Raw genomic sequence first — 22,286 nt, 5'->3', positions numbered from 1 at the left:
GGGGGGGGAGGGCCGCCGACCTTACCTTTCACTACGCGCGAACCGGCCCATCCCCTCACACTAAGTCGAGATTTTTCGACAATCTTTCACGCGCGCGCCGGAGTCGCATCTCCACGGCCTTGCCGCTGATCCCCAGCGCGGCCGCGGTCTCCCCCTGGGACAGTCCTTCCACGGTCCGCAGCAAAAGCGTCTCCTTGAGCGTGGCCGGCAGCTCGGACACCGCGCGCGAAAGCCGCGCAAGCTCTGCGCGATCGAAGGTTACCGCGTCGGCACCTGGCGCCTCGTCCCGCCCACTCTCCATGGTCTCGGGCGGCAGCGAAGAGGCGAACGATAGTATCTGGCGTATGCGCCGCCGCCTGTGCCAGTCGCGGCTCTTGTTGATCGCCACGCGGGTCAGCCACGCAGCGAGCGGTCGCTCTCCGTCATACTTTCGCAAGTTCTGAAAGGCGGCCACGAAGCATTCCTGAGTGAGGTCAAGCGCCTCTTCGGCGTCGCCGATATGCGAGCGGATCAGGCGGTAGACCGGTTTTTGGTGCCGCCGCATGATCTCAGCGAACGCAGCCTGACGTCCGCCGAGCGTCAAGGCGGCGAGTTCGCCGTCCGTGCAGGCCGCGAGATCGAGGCTCACCGCGCGTCTGCGGTCAGCGCCTTCACCACCGCGCGGTCGAACGCCGTCGTCTGATCCGGCCGCAGGATCTGCCGCATCGCGAACATATGGTTCAACGTCTCCTTTTGGAGCTCACCCATCGCGCCGTGCGAACGATCGACGGCCGCCGCGACCTGCGGCCCGTTACCATGTTCGGCCTCGATGGCGGCGGCGAGCCGGGCGTTGTCGGCTCTGAGCTCCAGCTCCAAGGCACGCCTTCGAACGGCGAAGTGAGACTCCAGCGCCTGGAGCTTAGTCCGTTGAGCTTCGTCTAGCTCGAGCCCGTCGTGGAGCAAGCTGTGAAGCTCAACGCCCGGGCTTGGCGGGGACGGGAACAACTCACGTCCAGCCCAAACGCCTGCGACCGCCGCCACGAACGCGATGATGGCGATCAGCATCGCCCTCCGGGCGCCGCTCGTCACTGGAACGCGAGCAAGGTCGAAGGCGCTAGCGGCATGGCAGGCCCGAAGGGTGTTAGCGTCGGCACCTGCGCAGTCGCCGCTGTGGACGACAATCCGCCGCCCACCACTCCCAAGGCGACTGCGCCTAGCGCTGCCAGCATGCCGGATCGCAGCGCCACTACGCCACCCGCGCGGCGCTCCGCCGCGATCAGTCGCATGACTTCGCCTTCCAGTTCAGCGAGCCGGGGATCAAGCGGTTGCTCGCCAAGGCGGCGCAACGCGCTGTCTAAATCCATGTCCATGGTCATTCCTCCGCCGTCCTCACATCCATTACGCACGGCCGGCGAACACCCCTCCAATCTGAAGTGAACGAATGCCACACGCCCCTCGGCGCGACTGCGCACTCTTCCATTGCGTCCAATCGCTCGCAGCTGGCTACGCAGCCGACAATCCACGCGTCCCGCTGTTCAAATTCCTTGGCAACTCTGTTTGCAGGCCGAGCGCGCCACTGAGCGGACGCCGCGGCGTTAGAAATAGAGGAGCCGGGCGACACCGGTCGGCACGGCTCTTCCGCTGTTTACAAATGAATGTGCTATCTCTTGGAAACCCTAGGGGCTGTTGAAAAACGTGCCGCTGGTAGCCGGGTCCGGTTGGGGGCGGAATGACACCCCAAAGCATAGCGATCCCGTCTCGCATGGGATGGTATTCCGGGAAAGCAGCCATCAAGCCGTTCAGACTACCGAGACGTCTTTCCGCCGAGCAACCAGTCGAAGGCGTGGGCAATCGCCGCCTGACCGTCGTTTCTGATTAGTGCACCGTGCGCCGTTAGGACGGCCGCAGTTGGCCATGCCATAATGCGTTGCACCGCGCGTCGGGCGCCCTCACGATTGCGGAAGGTCATTCGGAATTTCCGCGGAACGGTCGGCCTGATCGCGGTAAGAAAGTCGAGCTTTGCCACGATGGCCCGCCACCCCTTGAACCAACCCGGCTCGAAGTGTTGGATAAGGTCGGTGAAGATGGCCGTTCGGCTCGCGCGATGGAAAAAGACGACCTCTGTCGTGATCCTGTTTCCACCCACGACGACCTGATCGATCTCATTCGACCATTCCGGGGTGGGTGTGTCATCAAGAATGAGATCCCACTTCAAGTCCGGGCGCTTTGCCCGCAACCCTAGAACAGCATAGGATTTCGCTGCCGGATAAGCTGCTTGCCACTCGCCGACGAACATATGATGCAATGTGTTCGGTGCGACGATGTGTTGTACCTGCCCCAAACTGTCTATCGCGGCCCGAAGTTCGTCAGAAATCGCCGTGGGCGACCAGACAAACAGAGCACCGTCTGACAATCGGATAACGATCATTCGCGTTGGATAACTAAACCCGGCAACGGAGACGGTCGGCCCGTCCACCGTCCATATTTCTTCACCGAATTGTTGCAGCATTTTCGCCCCCCACGTTCTGCCGCGCTTTATACTGCAGCCGACGCGGCGGGTAGCTGGAAAGGCCATTCCCGATTGGGGGCCGGTGAGAGAATGGTCAAAATCGTACGCTAAGCCCGGCGACCGTCCCGATTGGGATGGCATTTCGAAAATCCGTTTCAACGGGTCGCCAGTTGCCACCCGTTCCAAGACCGGAATGATCGCTTCGATGTTGCCTCCCTTACGGATACAGGAGGAGCAATCCCAATGACGCTGTCGGTCTTCCACGCATAAGCTGATGCCGCCTAATGGTAGTACCAGAAAGAAATAGGTTATCAGCAGACGTAATTGACTGCCCCAACAAAATGCCCAATTTTTCCTTTGAAAATAAATTTCTGGTACTACCAGATTCAAGGAGAGGGATGCCATGGGAGTCTGGGCACAGAACTACGATCCGCTTGGTAATATCTGGCTGTCCAGTATGGTCGCGGCTATTCCAATCGTTTTTTTCTTTCTGGCGCTGACGGTCTTTCGCCTGAAAGGATATATCGCCGGCACCATCACCGTTGCATTGACGCTGGCGGTCGCGATCGGGCTGTATGGCATGCCAATCAACAGTGCGCTGGCCGCTGGCGTGTTCGGGTTCTTTTATGGTCTCTGGCCGATCGCGTGGATCATCCTCGGCGCGGTGTTCCTTTACCGGATCGCGGTCGCGACCGGAGCATTCGACATTATCCGCCAGTCGATCCTGACCGTGACCGAGGATCAGCGGTTGCAACTCTTGCTGGTCGGCTTCGCGTTCGGTGCATTTCTCGAAGGGGCAGCCGGGTTCGGTGCGCCGGTCGCGATTACCTCGGCGCTGCTGGTCGGACTGGGGTTCCGCCCGCTTTATGCCGCTGGGCTGTGCCTGATCGCCAATACCGCGCCGGTGGCGTTCGGAGCGATGGGCATTCCGATCGTCGTCGCGGGTCAGGTGACCGGCATCGATCCGTTCCTGATCGGACAGATGGCCGGGCGGCAGTTGCCGTTGCTCTCGGTCATCGTGCCCTTCTGGTTGATCCTCATCATGGATGGTCCGCGCGGCGTGCGCGAGACATGGCCCGCCATCCTCGTCGCGGGCGGTTCGTTCGCGATCGTCCAGTTCCTGACCGCCAACTTCATCGGGCCGGAACTGCCCGATATCACCGCCGCCCTCGCCTCGCTGATCGCGCTGCCGGTGTTCCTGCGCTTCTGGCAGCCCAAGCGCATCTTCCGCTTTGATGCGGCCGAGGTCGCCGCCGACGGCGCGGTACCGGTCGCACCGATCACGACGCAGACCGTGCGCCATTCGCCGGCGAAGATCGCTTGGGCATGGTCGCCGTTCCTGATCCTAACGGTGTTCGTGACGCTGTGGAGCATCGCCCCGGTCAAGGCATTGTTCGCCGCCGACGGACCGCTCGCGCATCTTGTCCTTAAGCTGCACGTACCCTTTCTCGACAAGCTGGTAGCCAAGGTGCCGCCGATCGTGAAGCAGGTCACGCCGTACGAAGCGGTCTACAAGTTCGACTGGCTGTCGGCGACCGGCGCCGCGATCATGTTGGCGGCGATCGTCACCATCGCCTTCCTGCGGATGAAGCCCGCAGAGGCCGTGCGGACGTTCGGCGATACGCTGAAAAGCCTCGCAATTCCGATCTACTCGATCGGCATGGTCCTCGCCTTTGCGTTCCTCGCCAATTATTCGGGACTGTCGGCGACCCTGGCACTGGCGCTGGCGCATACCGGATCGGCGTTTACCTTCTTCTCGCCGTTCCTGGGATGGCTGGGCGTGTTCCTGACCGGATCGGATACTTCGGCCAACGCGCTGTTCGCCGCGCTCCAGGCCAATACCGCGCATCAGATCGGGGTCAGCGACGTGCTGCTGGTCGCGGTCAACACCACCGGCGGCGTCACCGGCAAGATGATCTCGCCGCAGTCGATCGCGATCGCCTGTGCTGCCGTCGGGCTGGTGGGCAAGGAGTCGGACCTGTTTCGCTTCACCGTGCGCCACAGCCTGCCGCTGTGCGCGCTGGTAGGGGTCATCACGACGATCCAGGCGTACCTCGTGCCATGGATGATCCCGTGAGCGCGGTCGGGAACGCAGCACCCAGCGCATCGGGCCGGGCCGAAGCCGCGATCGAGGCGTTGATCGTCGAGCGCAAGCTGCTACCGGGAGCGCGGCTCCCGTCCGAACGCGCGCTGGCGGACACGCTTGGGGTATCGCGCAACATTCTGCGCGAGGCGATGAACCGGTTGGTATCGCGGGGACGGATCATCATCCGCCCGCGCGCCGGCGCAATCCTCGCCGAACCGTCGGCGCAGTGGACGCAGGCGATGATCGCCGAACCGCTCGCTCCGCTGGTCGAGGGCAATCCGGGCTACGGCCACGACATTTTCGAGGTGCGCGAGTCGCTGGACGGCACCGCCGCCTATCACGCCGCACGGCGGGCCGACGCAGTCGATAAAGACCGTATCCGCCGCCGGTTCGACGCGATGGAGAAGCTGCATGCCGCCGGTGATGTCGCTGCCGAGGCGCATGCCGACGCCGCGTTCCACCTCGCCATCGCGCATGCCTCACGCAACGCGGTGCTGACCCATGTCATGTCGAGTCTGTTCGGGCTGCTCCATACCAGCATCTCGCAGACCCGCGAAAAAATCTACGCGGTGCCGCGCACCTTCGAGGAATTGTCGGCGCAGCACCGCGCGATCATGGAGCGGATCGTCGCTGGCGATGCCGAGGGCGCGCGCGATGCCGCCGACGTCCATCTCGAATTCGTGCGCACGACGGTCCGACGGGTCGAGGACGACCTTGCCCGCGCCGAACGCGCCGCCGCCGCACCAGATCTGGGAACGATCCGATGATTATTTCTGCCACCACCGATTATCGCGAAGCGGCCCGCCGTCGTCTACCGCCGTTCCTGTTCCACTATATCGACGGTGGCGCCTATGCCGAACATACGCTTCGCCATAACGTCTCCGACTTGTCCGACGTGGCGCTGCGCCAGCGGGTGCTGTGCGATGTTGCCGACATCGATCTTTCCACTACCCTGTTTGGCCAGTCGCTTGGTATGCCGGTGGTGTTGGCTCCGGTCGGGCTGACCGGCATGTATGCGAGACGCGGTGAGGTTCAGGCCGCGCGCGCGGCAGCGGCCAAGCAGGTGCCCTTCACCCTGTCGACGGTATCGGTCTGCGCGATTGACGAGGTGCAGCGCCAGTCGAGTGCGCCGATCTGGTTCCAGCTCTATGTGCTGAAGGATCGCGGCTTCATGCGCGACGCGCTCGAACGCGCGCAGGCGGCGGGGGTTGAGACGCTGGTCTTTACGGTCGACATGCCGGTGCCGGGCGCGCGCTATCGCGATGCGCATTCCGGCATGTCAGGGCCCAATGCTGCGTGGCGGCGGATGCTGCAGGCGGTCACCCATCCGCGCTGGGCATGGGACGTCGGGATTCACGGGCGACCGCACGATCTGGGCAACATCTCGGCCTATCGCGGGGCCGCCACCGGGCTTGCCGATTACATCGGGTGGCTCGGCGCGAACTTCGATCCGTCGATCAGCTGGCGCGACCTGCAATGGATTCGCGATACCTGGAAAGGATCGATCGTCATTAAGGGCATCCTCGACGTCGAGGATGCGCGGGAAGCAGTGCGCTTCGGCGCGCAGGGCATTGTCGTGTCAAACCATGGCGGGAGGCAGCTCGACGGCGTGCTGTCGTCGGCGCGCGCGCTGCCCGCCATCGCCGATGCGGTAAAGGGGCAGGTGTCGATCCTAGCCGATTCCGGGATACGCTCGGGGCTCGACGTCGTGCGGATGCTGGCGCTCGGCGCGGATGCCGCGATGCTCGGCCGCGCGTTCATCTATGCACTCGCCGCCGACGGGCAGGCCGGTGTCGCCAACCTCCTCGAACTGTTCGACCGGGAGATGCGCGTTGCAATGGCGCTGACCGGGGTACGGACGATCGCGGACATCGATTCGACCATCATCGCGCGCTGACGCGAAACCGCACCGGCGCAAATGCTGGACCATCAGTACAGGGGATACAGGATGCCGCATTTCAGGCAGCGGACGACCCGTGCCGTCTTGCTTTCAGGGCTGATGCTGGCGGGCACGACGCCCGCCACCGCGCAGACCGTCGCGGACTATCAAGCGTTGCGCAACAAGGTGGACGAGTTGCAGCGCCGGCTCGACACGGTACAACGCGCGCTGACCGCGAAGGAGCCGCGCGAAACGCCGCCGGTCATGGTCGTCGCGTCGCCTCCGGCCACCGGCACCGCCGCGCAGCAGCAGCAGGGCCCCTCCGACCCGCTGCCCCGGCCGGCGGGTGCGCCGTCAGTGTTGGCACAGGGCGGACCATCGGCGCTACCCGCCGGATACGGCTTCCGTATCGGCGAAACCAATTTTCGCATCAGCGGCTTCATCAAGGGCGACCTCATCTTCAGCCGCTATGGCGATGGCGACACCGCAACCAATCCGCTGGGCCGCGAACTGTCGCTGCCACAGTCGATCCCGGTCGGTGGGCGGCGATCCGCCATTCTTGCCGATGCGTCGGCCAAACAGTCGCGGATCGCGTTCCAGACCGCGACGCCGATCGGCGAGAAGTCGCTGACGACGCTGATCGAAGCAGACTTTCAGGTCGCGCCGGCGGTGTCGGGCGGCGAGCGCGCGCTCAACCCCTATACCCTCGGCCTGCGTCGCGCGGTCGCGGGTTATGGCGGGTTCGCGGTCGGGCAGGACTGGAGCAATTTTCAATATGTCGCGGCCCTGCCCGAAACCGCCGATTTCGTCGGGGTAACCGACGGCACCGTGCTGGTTCGGCAGATGCTGCTGCGCTACAGTCATCCGGTCGGCGACGGGTGGACCATCTCCACGTCGATCGAGAACCCGGAAACCGTGTCGGCGATGGCCGGTGCGCCTGCATTGGCCGACAATGACGATGACAGCGTTCCCGACCTGACCGGACAATTGCTCTGGGCGGCAAAGGGGGCCAGCCTGTCGCTGACCGGGCTGTTCCGATCGATGCGGGTCGATCCCGCCAACGGTCGACCGGCGGTAACGGCCCAGGGCTATGGTGTGTCGCTGGCCGGGATCGCGCCGCTATCGACCGGCAAGGGCGACGATATCCGTTTCATGATGACCGGCGGTCGCGGGCTGGGGCGCTATGTCGGCGCCAACGTCGCGGCCGATGCGATCTACGACACGGCAAACGATCGGCTCGTCCCGGTTCCGTTGCTCGCAGGCTTTGCCGGGGTCCGCCATTTCTGGATCGGCACGCTGCGCAGTACCTGGATGGGGTCGTTCCAACGGATCTGGAACCCGGCCACGGCCTCGCCGCTGTCGACGCGCCAGGTGTGGGACACCGCAGTCAACCTGTTCGTGTCGCCGCTGCCACGCCTCGACCTCGGCGTCGAGCTGCGCGTGTCGCACCGCGAACTTGTGAACGGCGCAAGCGGCATGCTCGAACGGCTGCACTTTACGGTGAAACAAGGATTTTGAACCGGCCGGTCGACGGTTCGTGTGCCGAACGAAATACGACCGCCGATTGAATCAGATACCCCGACGCGGGACCACCCGCGCGGAGAGCATGGGGAACGAGCAATGACGCAATATGTCTATCGCTTCGGCGGCGGGGTGTCGGACGGGGGATCGGGCGACAAGACGCTTTTGGGGGGCAAGGGCGCGAACCTTGCCGAAATGGCGTCGATCGGCCTGCCGGTGCCGCCGGGCTTCACCATCGCGACGACGATGTGTACGCGCTATTACGAGGACGGCCAGACCTTCCCCGACAGCTTGCGCGACGAGGTCGCGACCGGCATCGCGCATATCGAGGGGATCACGGGCAAGCGCTTCGGGGACGAGGCCGACCCGCTGCTCGTCTCGGTCCGCTCGGGCGCGCGGGTATCGATGCCGGGCATGATGGACACGGTGCTGAACCTCGGCCTCAACGACGCGACGGTCGAGGGGCTCGCCAAGGTATCCGACGATCCGCGCTTCGCGTGGGACAGCTATCGCCGCTTCATCCAGATGTATTCGGACGTCGTGCTCGAACTCGACCACGGCCGGTTCGAGGAAGCGCTGGAGATCGCCAAGGAAGATCGCGGCTATTATCTCGACACCGACCTCACCGCCGACGACTGGCGCGCGCTGGTGGCGCAGTACAAGGACATCGTGGTCGAGCTGTGGGGCAAGCCGTTCCCGCAGGACGTGCACGACCAGTTGTGGGGCGCGATCGGCGCGGTGTTCGGATCGTGGCAGGCGGACCGCGCCAAGGTCTATCGCCGGTTGAACGACATTCCCGGCGACTGGGGCACGGCGGTCAACGTGCAGGCGATGGTGTTCGGCAATATGGGCGACACGTCGGCGACCGGCGTGGCCTTCACCCGCGATCCGTCGACCGGCGCCAACGCCTATTACGGCGAATTCCTGATCAACGCGCAGGGCGAGGACGTGGTCGCGGGTATCCGCACGCCGCAATATCTGACCACCGCGGCGCGGGCGGCGGCGAATGCCAAGCCGCTGTCGATGGAAGAGGCGATGCCCGACGCCTATGCCGAGCTGGCGGCGGTGTTCGACCGGCTGGAGCGGCACTATCGCGACATGCAGGACATCGAATTCACCGTGCAGCAGGGCAAATTGTGGATGCTGCAGACCCGGTCGGGCAAGCGCACCGCGAAGGCCGCGCTGAAGATCGCGGTCGACATGGCCGAGGAAGGGCTGATCTCGCGCGAGGAGGCGATCGCGCGCGTCGATCCGCAGGCATTGGACCAGCTGCTGCACCCGACGCTCGATCCCAAGGCGGCGCGCGACGTGCTGACCAAGGGGCTGCCGGCCTCGCCGGGGGCGGCGAGCGGCATCGCGGTGTTCGACAGCGACACCGCCGAGCGCCGCTCGAACGCGGGTGATGCGGTGATCCTGATCCGCACCGAAACCTCGCCCGAAGACATTCATGGCATGCACGCGGCGCGCGGCATCCTGACCGCGCGCGGCGGCATGACCAGCCACGCCGCCGTCGTCGCGCGCGGCATGGGCCGTCCCTGCGTCTCGGGCGCGGGCAGCATCTCGATCGATGCGAAGGCGGGGGTGATGAAGGTCGCCGGCCGCGAAATCCGCGAGGGCGATATCGTCACGATCGACGGTGCGACCGGCGAGGTGATGGCGGGCGCGGTCGCGACCGTGCAGCCCGAACTGGCGGGCGACTTCGGCACGCTGATGGAATGGGCCGACGGGGTGCGCCGCCTGAAGGTGCGCGCCAATGCCGAAACCCCGCTCGACTGCCGCACCGCGCGCGACTTCGGCGCCGAGGGCATTGGTCTGTGCCGCACCGAGCACATGTTCTTCGAACAGTCGCGCATTACGTCGGTCCGCCAGATGATCCTTGCCGAGGACGAGGCGGGCCGCCGCGCCGCGCTCGACAAGCTGCTGCCCGAACAGCGCAGCGACTTCGTCGAAATCTTCGAGGTGATGGTCGGGCTGCCCTGCACCATCCGCCTGCTCGACCCGCCGCTCCACGAATTCCTGCCGCACGAGGAAGCCGAATTCGCCGAAGTGGCCGAGGCCGCCGGGATCGGCGTCGATCAGCTGAAGCGCCGCGCGGGCGAGCTCCACGAATTCAACCCGATGCTCGGCCATCGCGGGTGTCGCCTGGGCGTCACCTATCCCGAAATCTACGAGATGCAGGCGCGCGCGATCTTCGAGGCGGCGGTGATCGTCGCCGAGAAATCAGGCGAGGCCCCGATCCCCGAGGTCATGATCCCACTGGTCGCCACCCGTCGCGAGCTGGAACTGATGAAGGCGGTGGTCGACAAGGCGGCGCAGGACGTGTTCGCCGACAAGGGGCGGACCATCGAGTATCTGGTCGGCACGATGATCGAACTGCCGCGCGCCGCGCTGAAAGCCGGCGAGATCGCGGAAGCCGGTGAATTCTTCTCGTTCGGCACCAACGACCTGACCCAGACGACCTTGGGCGTCAGCCGCGACGACGCCAGCCGCTTCCTCGGTGCCTATGTCGAACAGGGCATCTATGCCCGCGACCCGTTCGTCAGCCTCGACGTCGAGGGGGTGGGCGAACTGGTCGAACTCGCCGCCGAGCGCGGCCGCAAGACCCGCCCCGACATCAAGCTCGGCATCTGCGGCGAGCATGGCGGCGATCCGGCGTCGATTGCCTTCTGCGAGAAGGTCGGGCTCGATTACGTCTCGGCCAGCCCCTACCGCGTCCCGATCGCAAGGCTCGCGGCGGCGCAGGTAGCCTTGGCTAGAAGCTGCAATGTAGTCCGGGTTCGGTCTGACTCATCCGTTCCTGGATGAGCGTTTGCCGCAAGCCGTATCTGCTGGTGCAGCGTGCGGGTGGTGCCCGCTCCAAAGAACCTCGACCCGTCCGTCTTGGACGGTAGGGATCGACCAAAGTGGTCATCTTACCATAACCGCCTGACTCGTATGTGGTTCGACTGATAATGAAAAGGCTCTTTGACGCTGGTCGGCATTCTCAATTGGGAACCTCCAACGGGACGACCGTCACCGAAGCAAAAATCCGCTGAATCCCGGTTGGGGCTTTCCCAAAATATGTTCCCAAAATATGAGTCCCAAAATTCGCTGTTTGAGATGGGATAACGGGACTCATGCTGGTTGGTTATGCGCGTGTCTCGACCTCCGATCAGGACCTGACGCTACAAACCGACGCGCTGACCAAGGCAGGGTGCGAAAAGCTGTTTACCGACAAGGTGAGCGGCGCGAAGCTGAACCGGCCCGGTCTGACCGAAGCCCTCAATTTCGTGCGGGCCGGTGACACGCTGGTGATATGGAAGCTCGATCGCCTTGGCCGTTCGATCGGGGGCCTAATCGAACTGGCGGCCGACCTGTCCGCTCGCAAGATTGATTTTCGATCCCTGACGGACGGGTTCGACACGGCCACTCCATCCGGGCGGCTGCTGTTCCATATCCTCGCTTCCGTCGCGGAGATGGAGCGCGAACTGATAAAGGAACGGACGATCGCCGGATTGGCAGCGGCACGGGCAAAGGGCGGCACGGGCGGAGGCCGCAAGTCGGTCATGACGCCCGACATGCTCGACACGGCCCGCAAGCTGCTCAAGGCCGGCGACAAACCGGCGAAGGTCGCGAAGCTGCTACAGGTCGGCCGTTCTACCTTCTATCGCCATTTCCCTGCGGCCGAGCGCGAACCTGGCTAATCGGTGTCAGAAGATCGTCGCGTAGTAGGATTGCTCGAACCGGCCACGGCTGATCCGGGCCATGTGGTCGATCCGTTCCGGCACCGGGGGCGGGCGGCGGGTCCGTGTCGGTCGTGCATCAGGACGGGCCAATAGCACGAGATTTGCAATGGCCGCGCCTAACAGAAACTCTTCCTCTGCGCCGCGCAAGCCGCGAAGGTGCAAACGGGTTAGACCTCGCTTGCTCTTGGCATCGGCAAACACCCGCTCGACGCCCCGACGCAGCCGCATCGACCGCTTGAATAAGGGCGTCTGCATCTCGCCGCGCACCAGCTCCCGCACGTCCTCATGTTCGCTGTGCGTGACCGACCTGTTGCTGCCTGCGGTACATTTCCGTTTGAGGTGACAGGCGCGGCAATCGGCGGGACTGGCGCTGTATCGGAGGAAGCCAGCCCGACGATCGGCACCGCGAAAGGGCAGTATCTTCCCAGCGGGGCAGACATAGCGGTCCTGCTCCCGCTCATAGCGGAAGGCTTCGCGGGGGAATTTGCCCTTGGTCTGTTCGGATCGTTCCAGCACCGGGATATGCGGGATGGTGCCGCGATCGGTGACGAACGCCAGGAACGCGGCGCTGCCATAAGCGGTGTCGGCTGCGACACGCTTTGGCCGGTAGCCGAACCGATCGTCGGCCCGTGTCATCATGGTCCGCCCCGCATCGACTTCCGCCGCGAAGCGGGCGGGACTGGCCTCCACGTCGATCGCCACCCCTCCCGGCGTGTCGATCAGGACATTGAAGGCATAGCTGAACCGGCCCCGCGCCGTGCGCGCCGACCACGCCGACGCCGGATCGGTGCGTGACACCTCGGCCGGCTTGCCACGCGGTACGCCATGTTCCTGCGGTGGAGCATTGGCCTGATCCGCCAGCCATTCACAAACCGGGCGGGGAAGTCGGGGCGCGGCCATATCGGCATCCCGCATCTTGCGCTGCCAGCTTGCATCGGCCGCGACGAACGATGCGTCGATTGCCGCATCCTTGTGGGCGATCAGCCCCGCGTCGGCGCAGCCGCACCGTCTGCTCGAACAAAATGCGGAAGATGCCGGCATCGCGGAAGCGGCCATGCCGGTTCTTGCTGAACGTCGAGTGGTGCGGCACCCGCGCGTCGAGCGGCAATCGGCAGAACCAGCGATAAGCGAGGTTGAAGCGGACTTCCTCGCACAGCCGGCGCTCCGACGTGATGGCATAGAGGCGAGCGATCAGCGCCATGCGGACCAGCAATTCGGGCGCGATCGAGGGACGCCCACGGCGACTGTAGTGCGGGGCGAGCGCATCGCTCAGTTCACCCAGATCGATCAGCCCGTCTATCCTGCGTAGGATGTGATCGGCGGGGATCATCGCTCCCAGCGCCCGCCAACTTGCGCCCTTGCCGCCTCGCTGTTGCTCACCCATCATGGCCGCTGCTCCCGATGTGTCGAAGCAGGGAACCCGCTAGGTACGCGATCGGATCACCCGGCCTTTTTCAACAGCCCCGCTCCTTTTCGGGGCGGGGCGCACGGGATTTGCGCGAATGGATCGCTCGGGAAGCCGAGGCGGCGACATCGAATGAGGATCTTGCCCGTCGCTTCGTTGCGGAGTGTCGCCGCACCCGCACGATCCTTCCCGGCTCCTCGACGATCGAGCGCCTTTGCGCCGATGCGCTGGTTGAGGCCGAGCGCCGGATCGAGGATCTTATCGCCCATCGCATCACGCCAACCCTGAGCGAGAATTTGGCTCACCTGTTGGAGGATACGGTGGATGGTCGCGTCACGCGCTTCGTATGGCTGCGACAGTTCGAGGTTGGCGCAAATTCAGCAGCCGCTAACCGGCTGATGGATCGACTGGAATATCTTCAAAGGTTCGATCTTCCGGCGGATTTGCTGGACGGCGTGCCGGCGCATCGTGTGACCCGGCTTCGCCGGCAGGGCGAGCGCTATTACGCCGACGGCATGCGTGATCTGCCCGAAGACAGGCGGCTTGCGATCCTCGCTGTCTGCACCCTGGAATGGCGGTCATCGCTGGCCGATGTCATCGTGGAGACCCACGATCGCATCGTAGGCCGTCTCTATCGGGCCTCCGAACGCCTTTGCAACACCAGGATCGCCGACGCAAAGGCGGCCGTTCGGGACACGCTGAAGTCCTTTGCCGAAATCGGTGGTGCTTTGCTTGGAGCGCAGGACGATGGCACGGCCCTGGACGGGATAATCGCCACCGGGCCTGGCTGGGAACGGTTCAGAACCCTTGTCGCCACGGCCTCCGCGCTGACCAACGTGCTCGCGGCCGACCCGCTCAGCCGTGTGCTGGACGGCTATCACCGTTTCCGCCTCTACGCGCCCAGGATGCTGCGCCTGCTCGACATGCAGGCGGCGCCGATCGCCACGCCTCTTCTGGCGGCCGTTGCGATGCTGCGTAACGGGATCAAGGTCGATCCGCCGGTGGATTTTCTACGTCCCAACTTGAAATGGCATCGTCATCTTCGCGCTGAGCCCAGCGGCGACCACCGGCTTTGGGAAATCGCGGTGCTGTTCCACATCCGCGACGCCTTCCGGTCCGGTGACATATGGTTGGCGGGATCGCGCCGCTATGGCGACCTCAAGCAGCTTCTGGTCCCGCCACAGGCGATAGAGCAGACCGCGCGGCTCGCCGTGCCGCTGCGACCCGGCGAATGGCTGGCCGAGCGCAGGGCTCGACTGGATACACGGCTGAAGGAGTTTGGCCGCGCGGCGCGAACCGGCACGATCCCAGGCGGCATCATCGAGAACGGCAAGCTGCACATCGACAAGCTGAGGGCCGACACGCCCGAAGGGGCCGAGGATCTCGTGCTCGATCTCTATCAACAGCTCCCGCCCGCGAGGATCACCGATCTGTTGCTGGAAGTCGATGAGCGAACCGGATTTTCCGAGGCGTTCACGCATCTGCGCACCGGCGCGCCCTGCAGCGACCGGATCGGCCTGATGAACGTGTTGCTGGCGGAAGGCGTCAATCTCGGTTTGCGCAAGATGGCGGCGGCGACCAACACGCACAGCTTCTGGGAATTGCTGCGGATCGCGCGCTGGCATGTCGAAGGCAGCGCCTATGATCGGGCGCTCGCCATGATCGTGGAGGCCCACGCCGCCCTGCCCATGGCCGCCTCCTGGGGACAAGGGCAATCGGCATCCAGCGACGGGCAGTTCTTCCTTGCTACCGAGCAGGGCGAGGCGATGAATCTGATCAACGCGAAATATGGCAACGTCCCGGGCCTCAAGGGATACAGCCATGTGTCCGATCAATATGCGCCGTTCGCAACCCAGGTGATCCCGGCAACGGTCAGCGAGGCTCCCTATATCCTGGACGGGCTGCTCATGAATGACGCGGGCCGCCGCGTTCGCCAGCATTTTGCCGACACGGGCGGCTTCACCGATCATGTGTTCGCCGCCTGCGCCTTGCTCGGCTACAGGTTCGCCCCCCGTATCCGCGATCTCCCTCAGAAAAGACTCTATGCCTTCACGCCCAACGCGACGCCGGCCAATGTGCGAGCGCTGGTCGGAGGTAAGATCAATGAACCGCTCATCGAGCGCAACTGGCCCGACATCCTGCGCATCATGGCGACGATCGCAGCGGGGATCGTCGCCCCCAGCCAGATTCTTCGCAAGCTCGCCTCTTACCCGCGCCAGAATGAGCTGGCCCTCGCATTGCGAGAGGTGGGCCGCATCGAGCGAACCCTGTTCATGATCGACTGGATTCTTGATGCCGGCCTCCAGCGCCAGGCTCAGATCGGCCTCAACAAGGGTGAGGCCCACCACGCCCTAAAGCGCGCCATCAGCTTCCACCGCCGAGGTGAAATCCGGGATCGATCCGGCGAAGGCCAGCACTATCGCATCGCCGGAATGAACCTGCTCGCCGCCATCATCATATTCTGGAACACCATGAAGCTCGGCGAGGTCGTCAATACCCGGGCCGCCAGCGGTACCCATATCGCGCCTGATCTACTCGCCCACGTCTCGCCGTTGGGATGGGAACACATCAATCTAACCGGGGAATATCGCTGGCCCAAATCCTTAGCGTAGGATTCCGCCCCCTCCCGCAAACGCCCCCTGTGATGCTGGCGATGCGCGATGTGGGGCCGGAGGGGTTCGGGAAGAAAAACCGGGGCTGGAACAGCACCGAGCTGTTGAAGGACTGGCGCGAGGCGTGGAGCGCGCACGTCAACGAGCGCATGGCCGAGCTGGGGCTTGAAGGGCGGATCGACCATCGCTCCTATGAGGCGCAGGGGATCGCGCTGGAGCCGCAGCACAAGATCGGCCCGGCAGCATCGCGCAGACCGGAGCAGGGGCTTGAGGCCGAGCGGATCGAGGATCACGCGCGCATCGCCCGCGACAATGGCGAGAAGATCATCGCCAACCCGTCGATCGCGCTGGACGCGATCACCCGGCAGCAGGCGACGTTCACCACCCGCGACCTGGCCGTGTTCGCGTTCCGGCACAGCGACGGCAAGGAGCAGTTCGACCAGGTGATGACCGCGGTGCGCGCCAGCCCCGAGCTGGTCGCGTTGGGGAAGGACGGACGCGACCAGGAGCGGTTCACGTCGCGCGACATGATCGCGGTGGAGGCCCGGCTCGAGCGCAGCGCCGGCGCGCTGGCGGCGCGCGACGGTCACGGCATCGCCGATCGCCAGCGTGACGCCGCGATCGGCGCGGCCCAGGGCAGGGGGCTCGTCTTGTCGGCCGAGCAGCGCGACGCCCTCGACCATATCACCGGCCGCAAGGGGCTGGCGTCGGTCGTCGGCTACGCCGGCAGCGGCAAATCCGCGATGTTGGGCGTCGCGCGCGAGGCTTGGGAGCGGCAGGGCTACCAGGTGCGCGGTGCGGCCTTGTCGGGGATCGCGGCCGAGAACCTTGAGGGCGGGTCCGGCATCCAGTCCCGCACCCTCGCCAGCCTTGAGCACGCATGGGGGCAGGGGCGCGAGCAGCTAGGCCCGCGTGACGTGCTGGTGGTGGACGAGGCGGGCATGATCGGCTCGCGCCAGATGGAGCGGGTGTTGAGCCAGGCGCGTGACGCCGGGGCCAAGGTCGTGATGATCGGCGACCCCGAGCAGTTACAGGCGATCGAGGCGGGCGCGGCGTTCCGCAGCGTCACCGAGCGGCACGGCGCGGCCGAGATCACCGAGATTCGCCGGCAGCGCGAGGATTGGCAGCGCGACGCCACCCGCGCGCTGGCGACCGGGCGCACCGGCGAGGCGATCCACGCCTATGACGGCAAGGGCATGGTCCACGCGGCCGACACGCGCGAGCAGGCGCGGGGCGAGCTGGTCGATGGCTGGGATCGGCAGCGCCAGGCCGAACCGGGCAAATCCCGCATCATCCTCACCCACACCAACGCCGAGGTCCGCGAGCTGAACGAGGAAGCGCGCGGCCGACTTCGCGCGACCGGCGACCTTGGCGACGACGTGACGTTCAGCGCCGACCGGGGGACGCGCGCGTTCGCGCGCGGCGACCGCCTGATGTTCCTGCGGAACGAGCGGTCGCTGGGGGTGAAGAACGGCACGCTTGGCACGATCGAGCAGGTATCGGCCGAGGGGATGAAGGTTCGGCTCGACAGCGGCGCGCGGGTCGCGTTCGACGCAAAGGACTATGCCGCGGTCGATCACGGCTACGCCGCCACTTTCCATAAGGCGCAGGGCGTGACCGTCGATCACGCCCACGTCCTCGCCACCCCCGGCATGGACCGCCACAGCGCCTATGTCGGCATGTCGCGGCATCGTGATGACGTGCAGCTCCATTACGGGCGCGACGACTTCGCCGACCAGCGCCAGCTCGTCCGCGCCATGTCGCGCGACCGGGGCAAGGACATGGCCGGCGACTATGCGCGGCCCGAGCAGGACCAGGCCCGTGCGTTCGCCGATCGGCGCGAGATCCGGTTCCCGGAACTCGCGCGTCAGGTGGCGGAGAAGGTGCGCGACAAGGCCAGGGGCATGTTCGCCGGGTTCCGGCCGAAACCGACGTCGGAAAAAACGACGTCGCCGGAGCGCATCGCGGCCGATCGGCCGCTGGCGCCCTCGCAGGCCCGTGCGATCGAACGCTATGGGCGCGCCGCGGCCGATATAGGCCGGATGCGGGAGAAGGGGTTGCCGGTGCTGGCGCACCAGGAACAGGCGCTGGCGAAGGCGGGCGACGCGCTCGACCAGGTGCGACCGAATGGCGCGCGCGACCTCGCCAGCGCGATCGAGCGCGACCCCCAGCTCGCACGCGCCGCGGCCGAAGGGAACACGGGCGGCGCGGCGAAGGCGATGGAGGTAGAGCGCCAGGTCCGTATCGACCCGGAGAAGCGTGCGGGGCGCTTCGTGGAGCAGTGGCAGGACATGAAGGCGGCGCGGGCCAGTATGGAGCGCGCCGGCGACCGCGCGGGCGCGGAGAAGCTCGGCAAGCGCATGGAGAGCATCGCGGGCGGGTTGCATCGCGACCCGCAGCTCGAATCCGCCTTGAAGCGGCACGCGCCCGAGCTGGCGTTGAACATGGAGCGGGGCCGGTCGATCGGGCAGGAGCTGGCGCAGTCGGTCGGACAAGGCCGCGACCGCGATCGTGGCATGAGCCGATAAGGGGGACGGGTGACGGACGAGGACGATCAGGGCGGAACCGACGCGGCCGAGGCGTTCGAGGCCATGCGTGGCGAGCTGGCGCTGTTGCGCCGCACCGTGGAGGGTCTGGCGGCCGAGCGCGGCGCGATCGACGTTCCCGACTACACCGAGACGTTAGGGCGGATGCAGCAGGGCGTGGACGCCACGGCCGCCCGCGTCGCGCTCATCAACGACGTGATCGTGCGGAGTCCGGCGCTGGCGATGACGCCGGAGCAGATGGCGCAACGGATCGCCGCGGTGGGCAACGCCGCCCGGCGCGAGGATCAGGCGGCGCTCGCCAAGGCGGGCGAGGACAAGGCCCGCGTCATGGCCGAGCTTCGCGCCATCGCCGGGTCCGCATGGACACGCGCCGACCAGAGAAACCGGCAGCTATGGTTCGCCTTGGGCGGGGTAGCGGCCGGCATCCTCGCATGGGCGATCGTGCCGGGCCTCGTCGCGCGCGAGCTCGCGCCGGCGAGCTGGCGATGGCCCGAGCGCATGGCGGCGCGGACGCTTGACATGCCCCGTTGGGAGGCAGGTCAGCGGATGATGCAGAGCGCCGACGCCGCACAGTTCCGCGCGATCGTCGCGGCCGACAAGATCGTGACGGCCAATCGTGAAACGATCGAGGGTTGCAGCAAAGCGGCGAATCGGGCGCGTGCCACAGTGCGATGCACAATTAAGGTCGCCCCGTAGTGGCCGCGTATCTATTCCGCCAAGCAATTGACAATAGACAATCCGGCCCGGTCCTCACCGTGGCACGCTTGGGCGGGTCCAATTAGAGGTCGGCGCATGGCTTCACGATCAGGCAATCAATACTAAGCGTCGTTAACCATCTTCTAATGCTTACAGTGCGATCATACAGATGCGATAGAAGTCGCACCGGGGTGAATATGAGCAGCATCTCCATCAACGACGTTATGGCCCTGCGGAACGCCGTCCTCGACAAGAACGCGGCGCTTCGGAATATAGCGAGCAACCCGAATTCTGTCGCCGTTTCCGCGGCTGCGAGAGGAGCGGCTTTTGACGCAGCGATGAACACCGCGCTGGGAACGGTGGATAGCCCAAATTCCGTCTCAGGGGTGAGCGGAGCGGCGGGCGTGTCGCAGCCAGGACACGCGGAGCCAGGCGGCTTCGCCTCTACTTTTCAGACGCAGCTTCAAAAAATTAACGCGATCAATGCGCGCGCTGGTGCTTTGACGGTCGCCTACGAACGCGGGGACGAAACCGACATTGCGAAGGTAATGCTCGCGCGGCAGGAGTCCTCGATCGCATTCGAGGCAACGTTGCAAGTTCGTAATAAAGTGCTTTCGGCCTACAAGGACATCATGAGTATGCCGGTCTAGCGCAATCTGCCGAAAGCACATCGCCTTGTCGCTAATCCGGTGCTGCGAAAAACGTTCGCACGCCAGCCCCCGCCTGCGTCCGTCAGCTGCCCTTCGGTTTCCGAGCGCTGTTGTGCATGGACACGATCTTCCATCCCCCGTTCACCTTTTTCAGCACGCTTGTGGCGACGCCGAGTCTTTCGGCGGCCTCGCCGGTTCTTGGCTCGATTCGGTAACGGTAGGTCTCGGTCGCAAGGGCAACCGACCCTTCGAAGCGGACGTCGACCTTGTAGTCGGAGAAGCGGAACGATTTGAACTGCCGCAGCTCGGGACCAAGATGATGGGCGAGGTAGGTGGCGTAGGTTCCTTCAGGGCTTCCTGTCTCGAAGACCCGCGCGTCAATCGTAAACAGTTTTTCGGTTCCAGCGACGTCAAGCTTCTCGATCGCGTTTTTGTACCGTGAGAGCACAGCCTCCACGGCCCGTGTATCGGCATCGCGGGCGACCGGCTGAGCCCACGCCACAACAGGCACGGCGATCGACATGAGCATAATCGTTTTCACGCCGGTGTTCATTCATGATCTCCCAAATAGACTGTCCGGCTTTAGGCTATCACCGCTTGATGCGATATGGAGCAGCCGACTGACCGTCAGGTCGCGAAATGGTCGAGGCTACCGTGTACTAAATAGCCCTTAGCCAACTTTGGATGGCAAGCACGATGGTCACGGCTCACCATCAAACCGAGCATCCCCGCCGTTGTCACGTTATAACTGAACAGGTGCGGAACCTCGCGGTCCGGTATGCTGAATCAAGAAGCTCGACGGTCACCGGCCAGGGGCTTAGGTCTTGGTTCAGCGAATGGGGATCACACCGACAATATGGCCACGCAACCCGACCAAATTACTACCGGAGAGGATCACGGTGGCCTCGTTCGTCGTCTTATTGCCCGTTGGCGTGACGATCCTGGCGCAACCTACCGAAGCTGGTTTCTGTGGGACGAACGGTTGAAAAACTTCCGCTCGATCCGGCGTGGTATTGGCCAGGTCGTTGGTGAGATCGAGCGCGGCACGTTCGGCGTCGCCTACCGGGGATCGTCGCTCGAAACGGTCGTTCATTCCGTCGCCGAGCAGCGTCAAATTTTCAAAGGCGCTGACCATGCCTTTCTCTGGAAGCCGAAGCTCCGCATACCCGATATCTACGAAAACCCGGAGAACCAGCGGGCGTTCGGTCGCTTGCTCGACGCCTGTTCGTGTTGCGACACGGCCGAGGAAATTATTGGCCATATCCACACGATCGATCGCTTGAAGATCAAGGGGCTCGGGCCCGCGGTCGCCAACCTGCTCTATTTTCTTCACCCGACGCTGGTGCCGCCCTTCAACACCGCGATCGTCAAAGGCTACAACGCGCTGACCGGCTCGAAGGTGAAGCTCGGGAGCTGGGAGCATTTTCTGGCGATGCGGTCGGGTGTACTCGACTTGAACGATCGCCACCGCGACCTGCTATCGAACGACCTGGGTGCGATTGGCGGCTTGCTGTTCGACATCGGCTTCGATCGCTACCCGGCCCCTCCTCTCGATGTTAGCGGCGAGGCGCTGGCAAGTTGGGGACAACGGCTTGAGACGGCGCGCGAGGAGGCGCGCACGCTCAGCAAGGCGGCGCTACGCGAAGGCGAGAACGAGCGCACCCATACTGAAATCCAAGCATGGCTTCGCGATCTAGGACTCGCGCTCGGCTATGACGTGTGGATCGCATCGAACGACCGCAGCCGTGCCTTCAATGGATCGCCGTTGGGACATGGGTGCCTTGAGCACCTGCCCGCCTCCATCGCAACCTCGAAGGGGGCGGATTCCATCCGTCTAATCGACGTGCTGTGGCTTGAGCGCGGCGGCGATCACGTCGCGGCAGCGTTCGAGGTCGAGCATTCGACGTCGATCTACTCGGGCATTGTGCGCATGCTCGACTTGGCGCTGAGCGGCAGCGCCCTCCACGCGACCGCAGGGCTGTTTCTGGTCGCACCCGACGCCCGCGAGGCGGATGTCCGCGCGCAGTTACAGCGTCCCGCGTTCAGCCGCGTCGCCGATCTCGACATATCGTATCTTCCCTACGGCGAGCTGGAGAGAAACCGCGAGGCAATCGCCAGGTTCGGATCGGGGCTTAAAGCGATCAAAGCCATCTCCAGCAAGCTGGCTTGATCGAGAGAGGTAAGGGGTACGCGCGCGCGCCGCGTATTTTCAAATGGGCGGGGGCTCAGCTGGAGATGAATGATGCATCAGATCGATCCCGAGATGAAGGCGTGCATGGACGCCTGCCATGAATGCCACATCACCTGCCTCCACATGGCGATGAACCATTGCCTTGAGGCGGGAGGCCGACATGCCGAGCCGCAGCACATGAAGATCATGGCCGATTGTGCGCAGATTTGCGCGGTCGCGATCGACTTCATGGCGCGGAAATCTGAGCATCACCGGCATATCTGCCGCGAGTGCGCCGAGATTTGCCGGGCGTGCGCGTCGAGCTGCGAAGGGCTGGACGGCATGGAGGATTGCGTCGCCGCGTGTCGCAAGTGCGCCGAGGCTTGCGACAAGATGGCCGCGTAAATGGCCCGAGGGCGGCGCTTTCCCCGCCGCCCTCCCGTTACATTGCGAGCCAAGGCGCGTGAGACGGTGCGATGCACGGTCAGGGTTGCGGCAACGCTTTAGA

General features: G+C 64.8%; 18 protein-coding genes and 1 pseudogene. 12 read left to right on the top strand and 7 right to left on the bottom strand.

The window, feature by feature from the left end; all coding sequences use genetic code 11:
* Positions 1 to 55: 55 nt before the first annotated feature.
* The 4 genes from MF609_RS19670 to MF609_RS19655 form a co-directional block, all read right to left on the bottom strand.
* On the bottom strand, positions 56 to 628 hold the full coding sequence (locus tag MF609_RS19670; protein ID WP_046407140.1) for an RNA polymerase sigma factor: 573 nt from the start codon (positions 626 to 628) through the stop codon (positions 56 to 58).
* Positions 625 to 1,044 carry a periplasmic heavy metal sensor gene (locus MF609_RS19665; protein WP_046407154.1) on the bottom strand — a complete coding sequence of 140 codons (420 nt, stop codon included), beginning with the start codon at positions 1,042 to 1,044 and terminating at the stop codon, positions 625 to 627. The genes MF609_RS19670 and MF609_RS19665 overlap by 4 nt, the downstream gene beginning before the upstream one ends.
* 20 nt (positions 1,045 to 1,064) lie before the next feature.
* Complete coding sequence (locus tag MF609_RS19660) at positions 1,065 to 1,355, bottom strand: hypothetical protein (RefSeq protein ID WP_231729974.1); 291 nt, start codon at positions 1,353 to 1,355, stop codon at positions 1,065 to 1,067.
* Positions 1,356 to 1,783: 428 nt separating this feature from the next.
* Positions 1,784 to 2,893 (bottom strand): DUF4336 domain-containing protein, encoded by a 1,110-nt coding sequence (locus tag MF609_RS19655; protein WP_242417743.1) that lies wholly within the window; start codon positions 2,891 to 2,893, stop codon positions 1,784 to 1,786.
* Between MF609_RS19655 and lldP the strand changes: the two genes are divergently transcribed.
* From lldP to MF609_RS19625, 6 genes are all read left to right on the top strand, one after another.
* Complete coding sequence (gene lldP, locus MF609_RS19650; RefSeq protein WP_242417742.1) at positions 2,892 to 4,565, top strand: L-lactate permease; 1,674 nt, start codon at positions 2,892 to 2,894, stop codon at positions 4,563 to 4,565. The genes MF609_RS19655 and lldP overlap by 2 nt on opposite strands.
* Positions 4,562 to 5,341, top strand: coding sequence for an FCD domain-containing protein (locus tag MF609_RS19645; protein ID WP_234422623.1), 780 nt, complete (start codon positions 4,562 to 4,564; stop codon positions 5,339 to 5,341). Before lldP ends, MF609_RS19645 begins: the two co-directional genes overlap by 4 nt.
* A complete protein-coding gene (gene lldD / locus MF609_RS19640) occupies positions 5,338 to 6,471 on the top strand; it encodes an FMN-dependent L-lactate dehydrogenase LldD (RefSeq protein WP_242417741.1) in 1,134 nt (377 codons plus the stop codon). The genes MF609_RS19645 and lldD overlap by 4 nt, the downstream gene beginning before the upstream one ends.
* Before the next feature lie 87 nt (positions 6,472 to 6,558).
* Positions 6,559 to 7,971 carry a DcaP family trimeric outer membrane transporter gene (locus MF609_RS19635; RefSeq protein ID WP_242417740.1) on the top strand — a complete coding sequence of 471 codons (1,413 nt, stop codon included), beginning with the start codon at positions 6,559 to 6,561 and terminating at the stop codon, positions 7,969 to 7,971.
* A 102-nt stretch (positions 7,972 to 8,073) separates the two neighbouring features.
* Entirely contained in the window at positions 8,074 to 10,779 is a 2,706-nt protein-coding gene (gene ppdK / locus MF609_RS19630; RefSeq protein WP_242417739.1) for a pyruvate, phosphate dikinase, read from the top strand.
* A 311-nt stretch (positions 10,780 to 11,090) separates the two neighbouring features.
* Positions 11,091 to 11,657 (top strand): recombinase family protein, encoded by a 567-nt coding sequence (locus MF609_RS19625; protein ID WP_004212894.1) that lies wholly within the window; start codon positions 11,091 to 11,093, stop codon positions 11,655 to 11,657.
* 6 nt (positions 11,658 to 11,663) lie between these two features.
* Here MF609_RS19625 and MF609_RS19620 read toward each other — a convergent pair whose 3' ends face one another.
* Positions 11,664 to 12,599: a transposase gene (locus MF609_RS19620; protein WP_242417738.1), complete on the bottom strand. Its 936-nt coding sequence runs from the start codon at positions 12,597 to 12,599 to the stop codon at positions 11,664 to 11,666.
* On the bottom strand, positions 12,565 to 13,086 hold the full coding sequence (locus MF609_RS19615; RefSeq protein ID WP_242417737.1) for a transposase: 522 nt from the start codon (positions 13,084 to 13,086) through the stop codon (positions 12,565 to 12,567). Before MF609_RS19615 ends, MF609_RS19620 begins: the two co-directional genes overlap by 35 nt.
* Positions 13,087 to 13,163: 77 nt before the next feature.
* Here MF609_RS19615 and MF609_RS19610 point away from each other — a divergent pair.
* The 4 genes and pseudogenes from MF609_RS19610 to fliE all read left to right on the top strand — a co-directional run.
* Positions 13,164 to 15,716 (top strand): annotated as a pseudogene (locus MF609_RS19610) (Tn3 family transposase); the annotation flags it as partial.
* A gap of 32 nt (positions 15,717 to 15,748) precedes the next feature.
* The gene (traA, locus tag MF609_RS19605) at positions 15,749 to 18,244 is read left to right on the top strand and encodes a Ti-type conjugative transfer relaxase TraA (RefSeq protein WP_046407111.1); all 2,496 of its coding nucleotides are present in this window, start codon (positions 15,749 to 15,751) and stop codon (positions 18,242 to 18,244) included.
* 9 nt (positions 18,245 to 18,253) lie between these two features.
* A complete protein-coding gene (locus tag MF609_RS19600) occupies positions 18,254 to 18,958 on the top strand; it encodes a DUF6118 family protein (protein ID WP_242417736.1) in 705 nt (234 codons plus the stop codon).
* A 197-nt stretch (positions 18,959 to 19,155) separates the two neighbouring features.
* Positions 19,156 to 19,608, top strand: a complete 453-nt coding sequence (fliE, locus tag MF609_RS19595; protein WP_037491557.1) for a flagellar hook-basal body complex protein FliE — start codon at positions 19,156 to 19,158, stop codon at positions 19,606 to 19,608.
* Between the two features lie 82 nt (positions 19,609 to 19,690).
* On the opposite strand, the gene MF609_RS19590 is transcribed toward fliE, so the two are convergent.
* Positions 19,691 to 20,161, bottom strand: a complete 471-nt coding sequence (locus MF609_RS19590; RefSeq protein WP_004212962.1) for a YybH family protein — start codon at positions 20,159 to 20,161, stop codon at positions 19,691 to 19,693.
* A gap of 303 nt (positions 20,162 to 20,464) precedes the next feature.
* Between MF609_RS19590 and MF609_RS19585 the strand changes: the two genes are divergently transcribed.
* A complete protein-coding gene (locus tag MF609_RS19585) occupies positions 20,465 to 21,778 on the top strand; it encodes a hypothetical protein (RefSeq protein ID WP_004212961.1) in 1,314 nt (437 codons plus the stop codon).
* A gap of 69 nt (positions 21,779 to 21,847) precedes the next feature.
* A complete protein-coding gene (locus MF609_RS19580; RefSeq protein WP_242417735.1) occupies positions 21,848 to 22,183 on the top strand; it encodes a four-helix bundle copper-binding protein in 336 nt (111 codons plus the stop codon).
* The last annotated feature ends 103 nt before the right edge of the window (positions 22,184 to 22,286 follow it).

This window comes from Sphingomonas panni (assembly GCF_022664435.1).
Taxonomy (GTDB): domain Bacteria; phylum Pseudomonadota; class Alphaproteobacteria; order Sphingomonadales; family Sphingomonadaceae; genus Sphingomonas; species Sphingomonas panni.
This window is presented reverse-complemented; position numbering and strand designations above follow the sequence as displayed.

Excerpts from the sequence above, each read along its gene's own strand:
- lldD (WP_242417741.1), top strand. The coding sequence starts at position 5,338 with ATGATTATTTCTGCCACCACCGATTATCGCGAAGCGGCCCGCCGTCGT.
- MF609_RS19615 (WP_242417737.1), bottom strand. The coding sequence starts at position 13,086 with ATGATGGGTGAGCAACAGCGAGGCGGCAAGGGCGCAAGTTGGCGGGCG.
- MF609_RS19590 (WP_004212962.1), bottom strand. The coding sequence starts at position 20,161 with ATGAACACCGGCGTGAAAACGATTATGCTCATGTCGATCGCCGTGCCT.
- ppdK (WP_242417739.1), top strand. The coding sequence starts at position 8,074 with ATGACGCAATATGTCTATCGCTTCGGCGGCGGGGTGTCGGACGGGGGA.
- fliE (WP_037491557.1), top strand. The coding sequence starts at position 19,156 with ATGAGCAGCATCTCCATCAACGACGTTATGGCCCTGCGGAACGCCGTC.
- MF609_RS19660 (WP_231729974.1), bottom strand. The coding sequence starts at position 1,355 with ATGACCATGGACATGGATTTAGACAGCGCGTTGCGCCGCCTTGGCGAG.
- MF609_RS19620 (WP_242417738.1), bottom strand. The coding sequence starts at position 12,599 with ATGGCCGCGCCCCGACTTCCCCGCCCGGTTTGTGAATGGCTGGCGGAT.
- MF609_RS19655 (WP_242417743.1), bottom strand. The coding sequence starts at position 2,893 with ATGGCATCCCTCTCCTTGAATCTGGTAGTACCAGAAATTTATTTTCAA.
- traA (WP_046407111.1), top strand. The coding sequence starts at position 15,749 with ATGCTGGCGATGCGCGATGTGGGGCCGGAGGGGTTCGGGAAGAAAAAC.
- lldP (WP_242417742.1), top strand. The coding sequence starts at position 2,892 with ATGGGAGTCTGGGCACAGAACTACGATCCGCTTGGTAATATCTGGCTG.
- MF609_RS19585 (WP_004212961.1), top strand. The coding sequence starts at position 20,465 with ATGGCCACGCAACCCGACCAAATTACTACCGGAGAGGATCACGGTGGC.
- MF609_RS19580 (WP_242417735.1), top strand. The coding sequence starts at position 21,848 with ATGATGCATCAGATCGATCCCGAGATGAAGGCGTGCATGGACGCCTGC.
- MF609_RS19625 (WP_004212894.1), top strand. The coding sequence starts at position 11,091 with ATGCTGGTTGGTTATGCGCGTGTCTCGACCTCCGATCAGGACCTGACG.
- MF609_RS19665 (WP_046407154.1), bottom strand. The coding sequence starts at position 1,044 with ATGCTGATCGCCATCATCGCGTTCGTGGCGGCGGTCGCAGGCGTTTGG.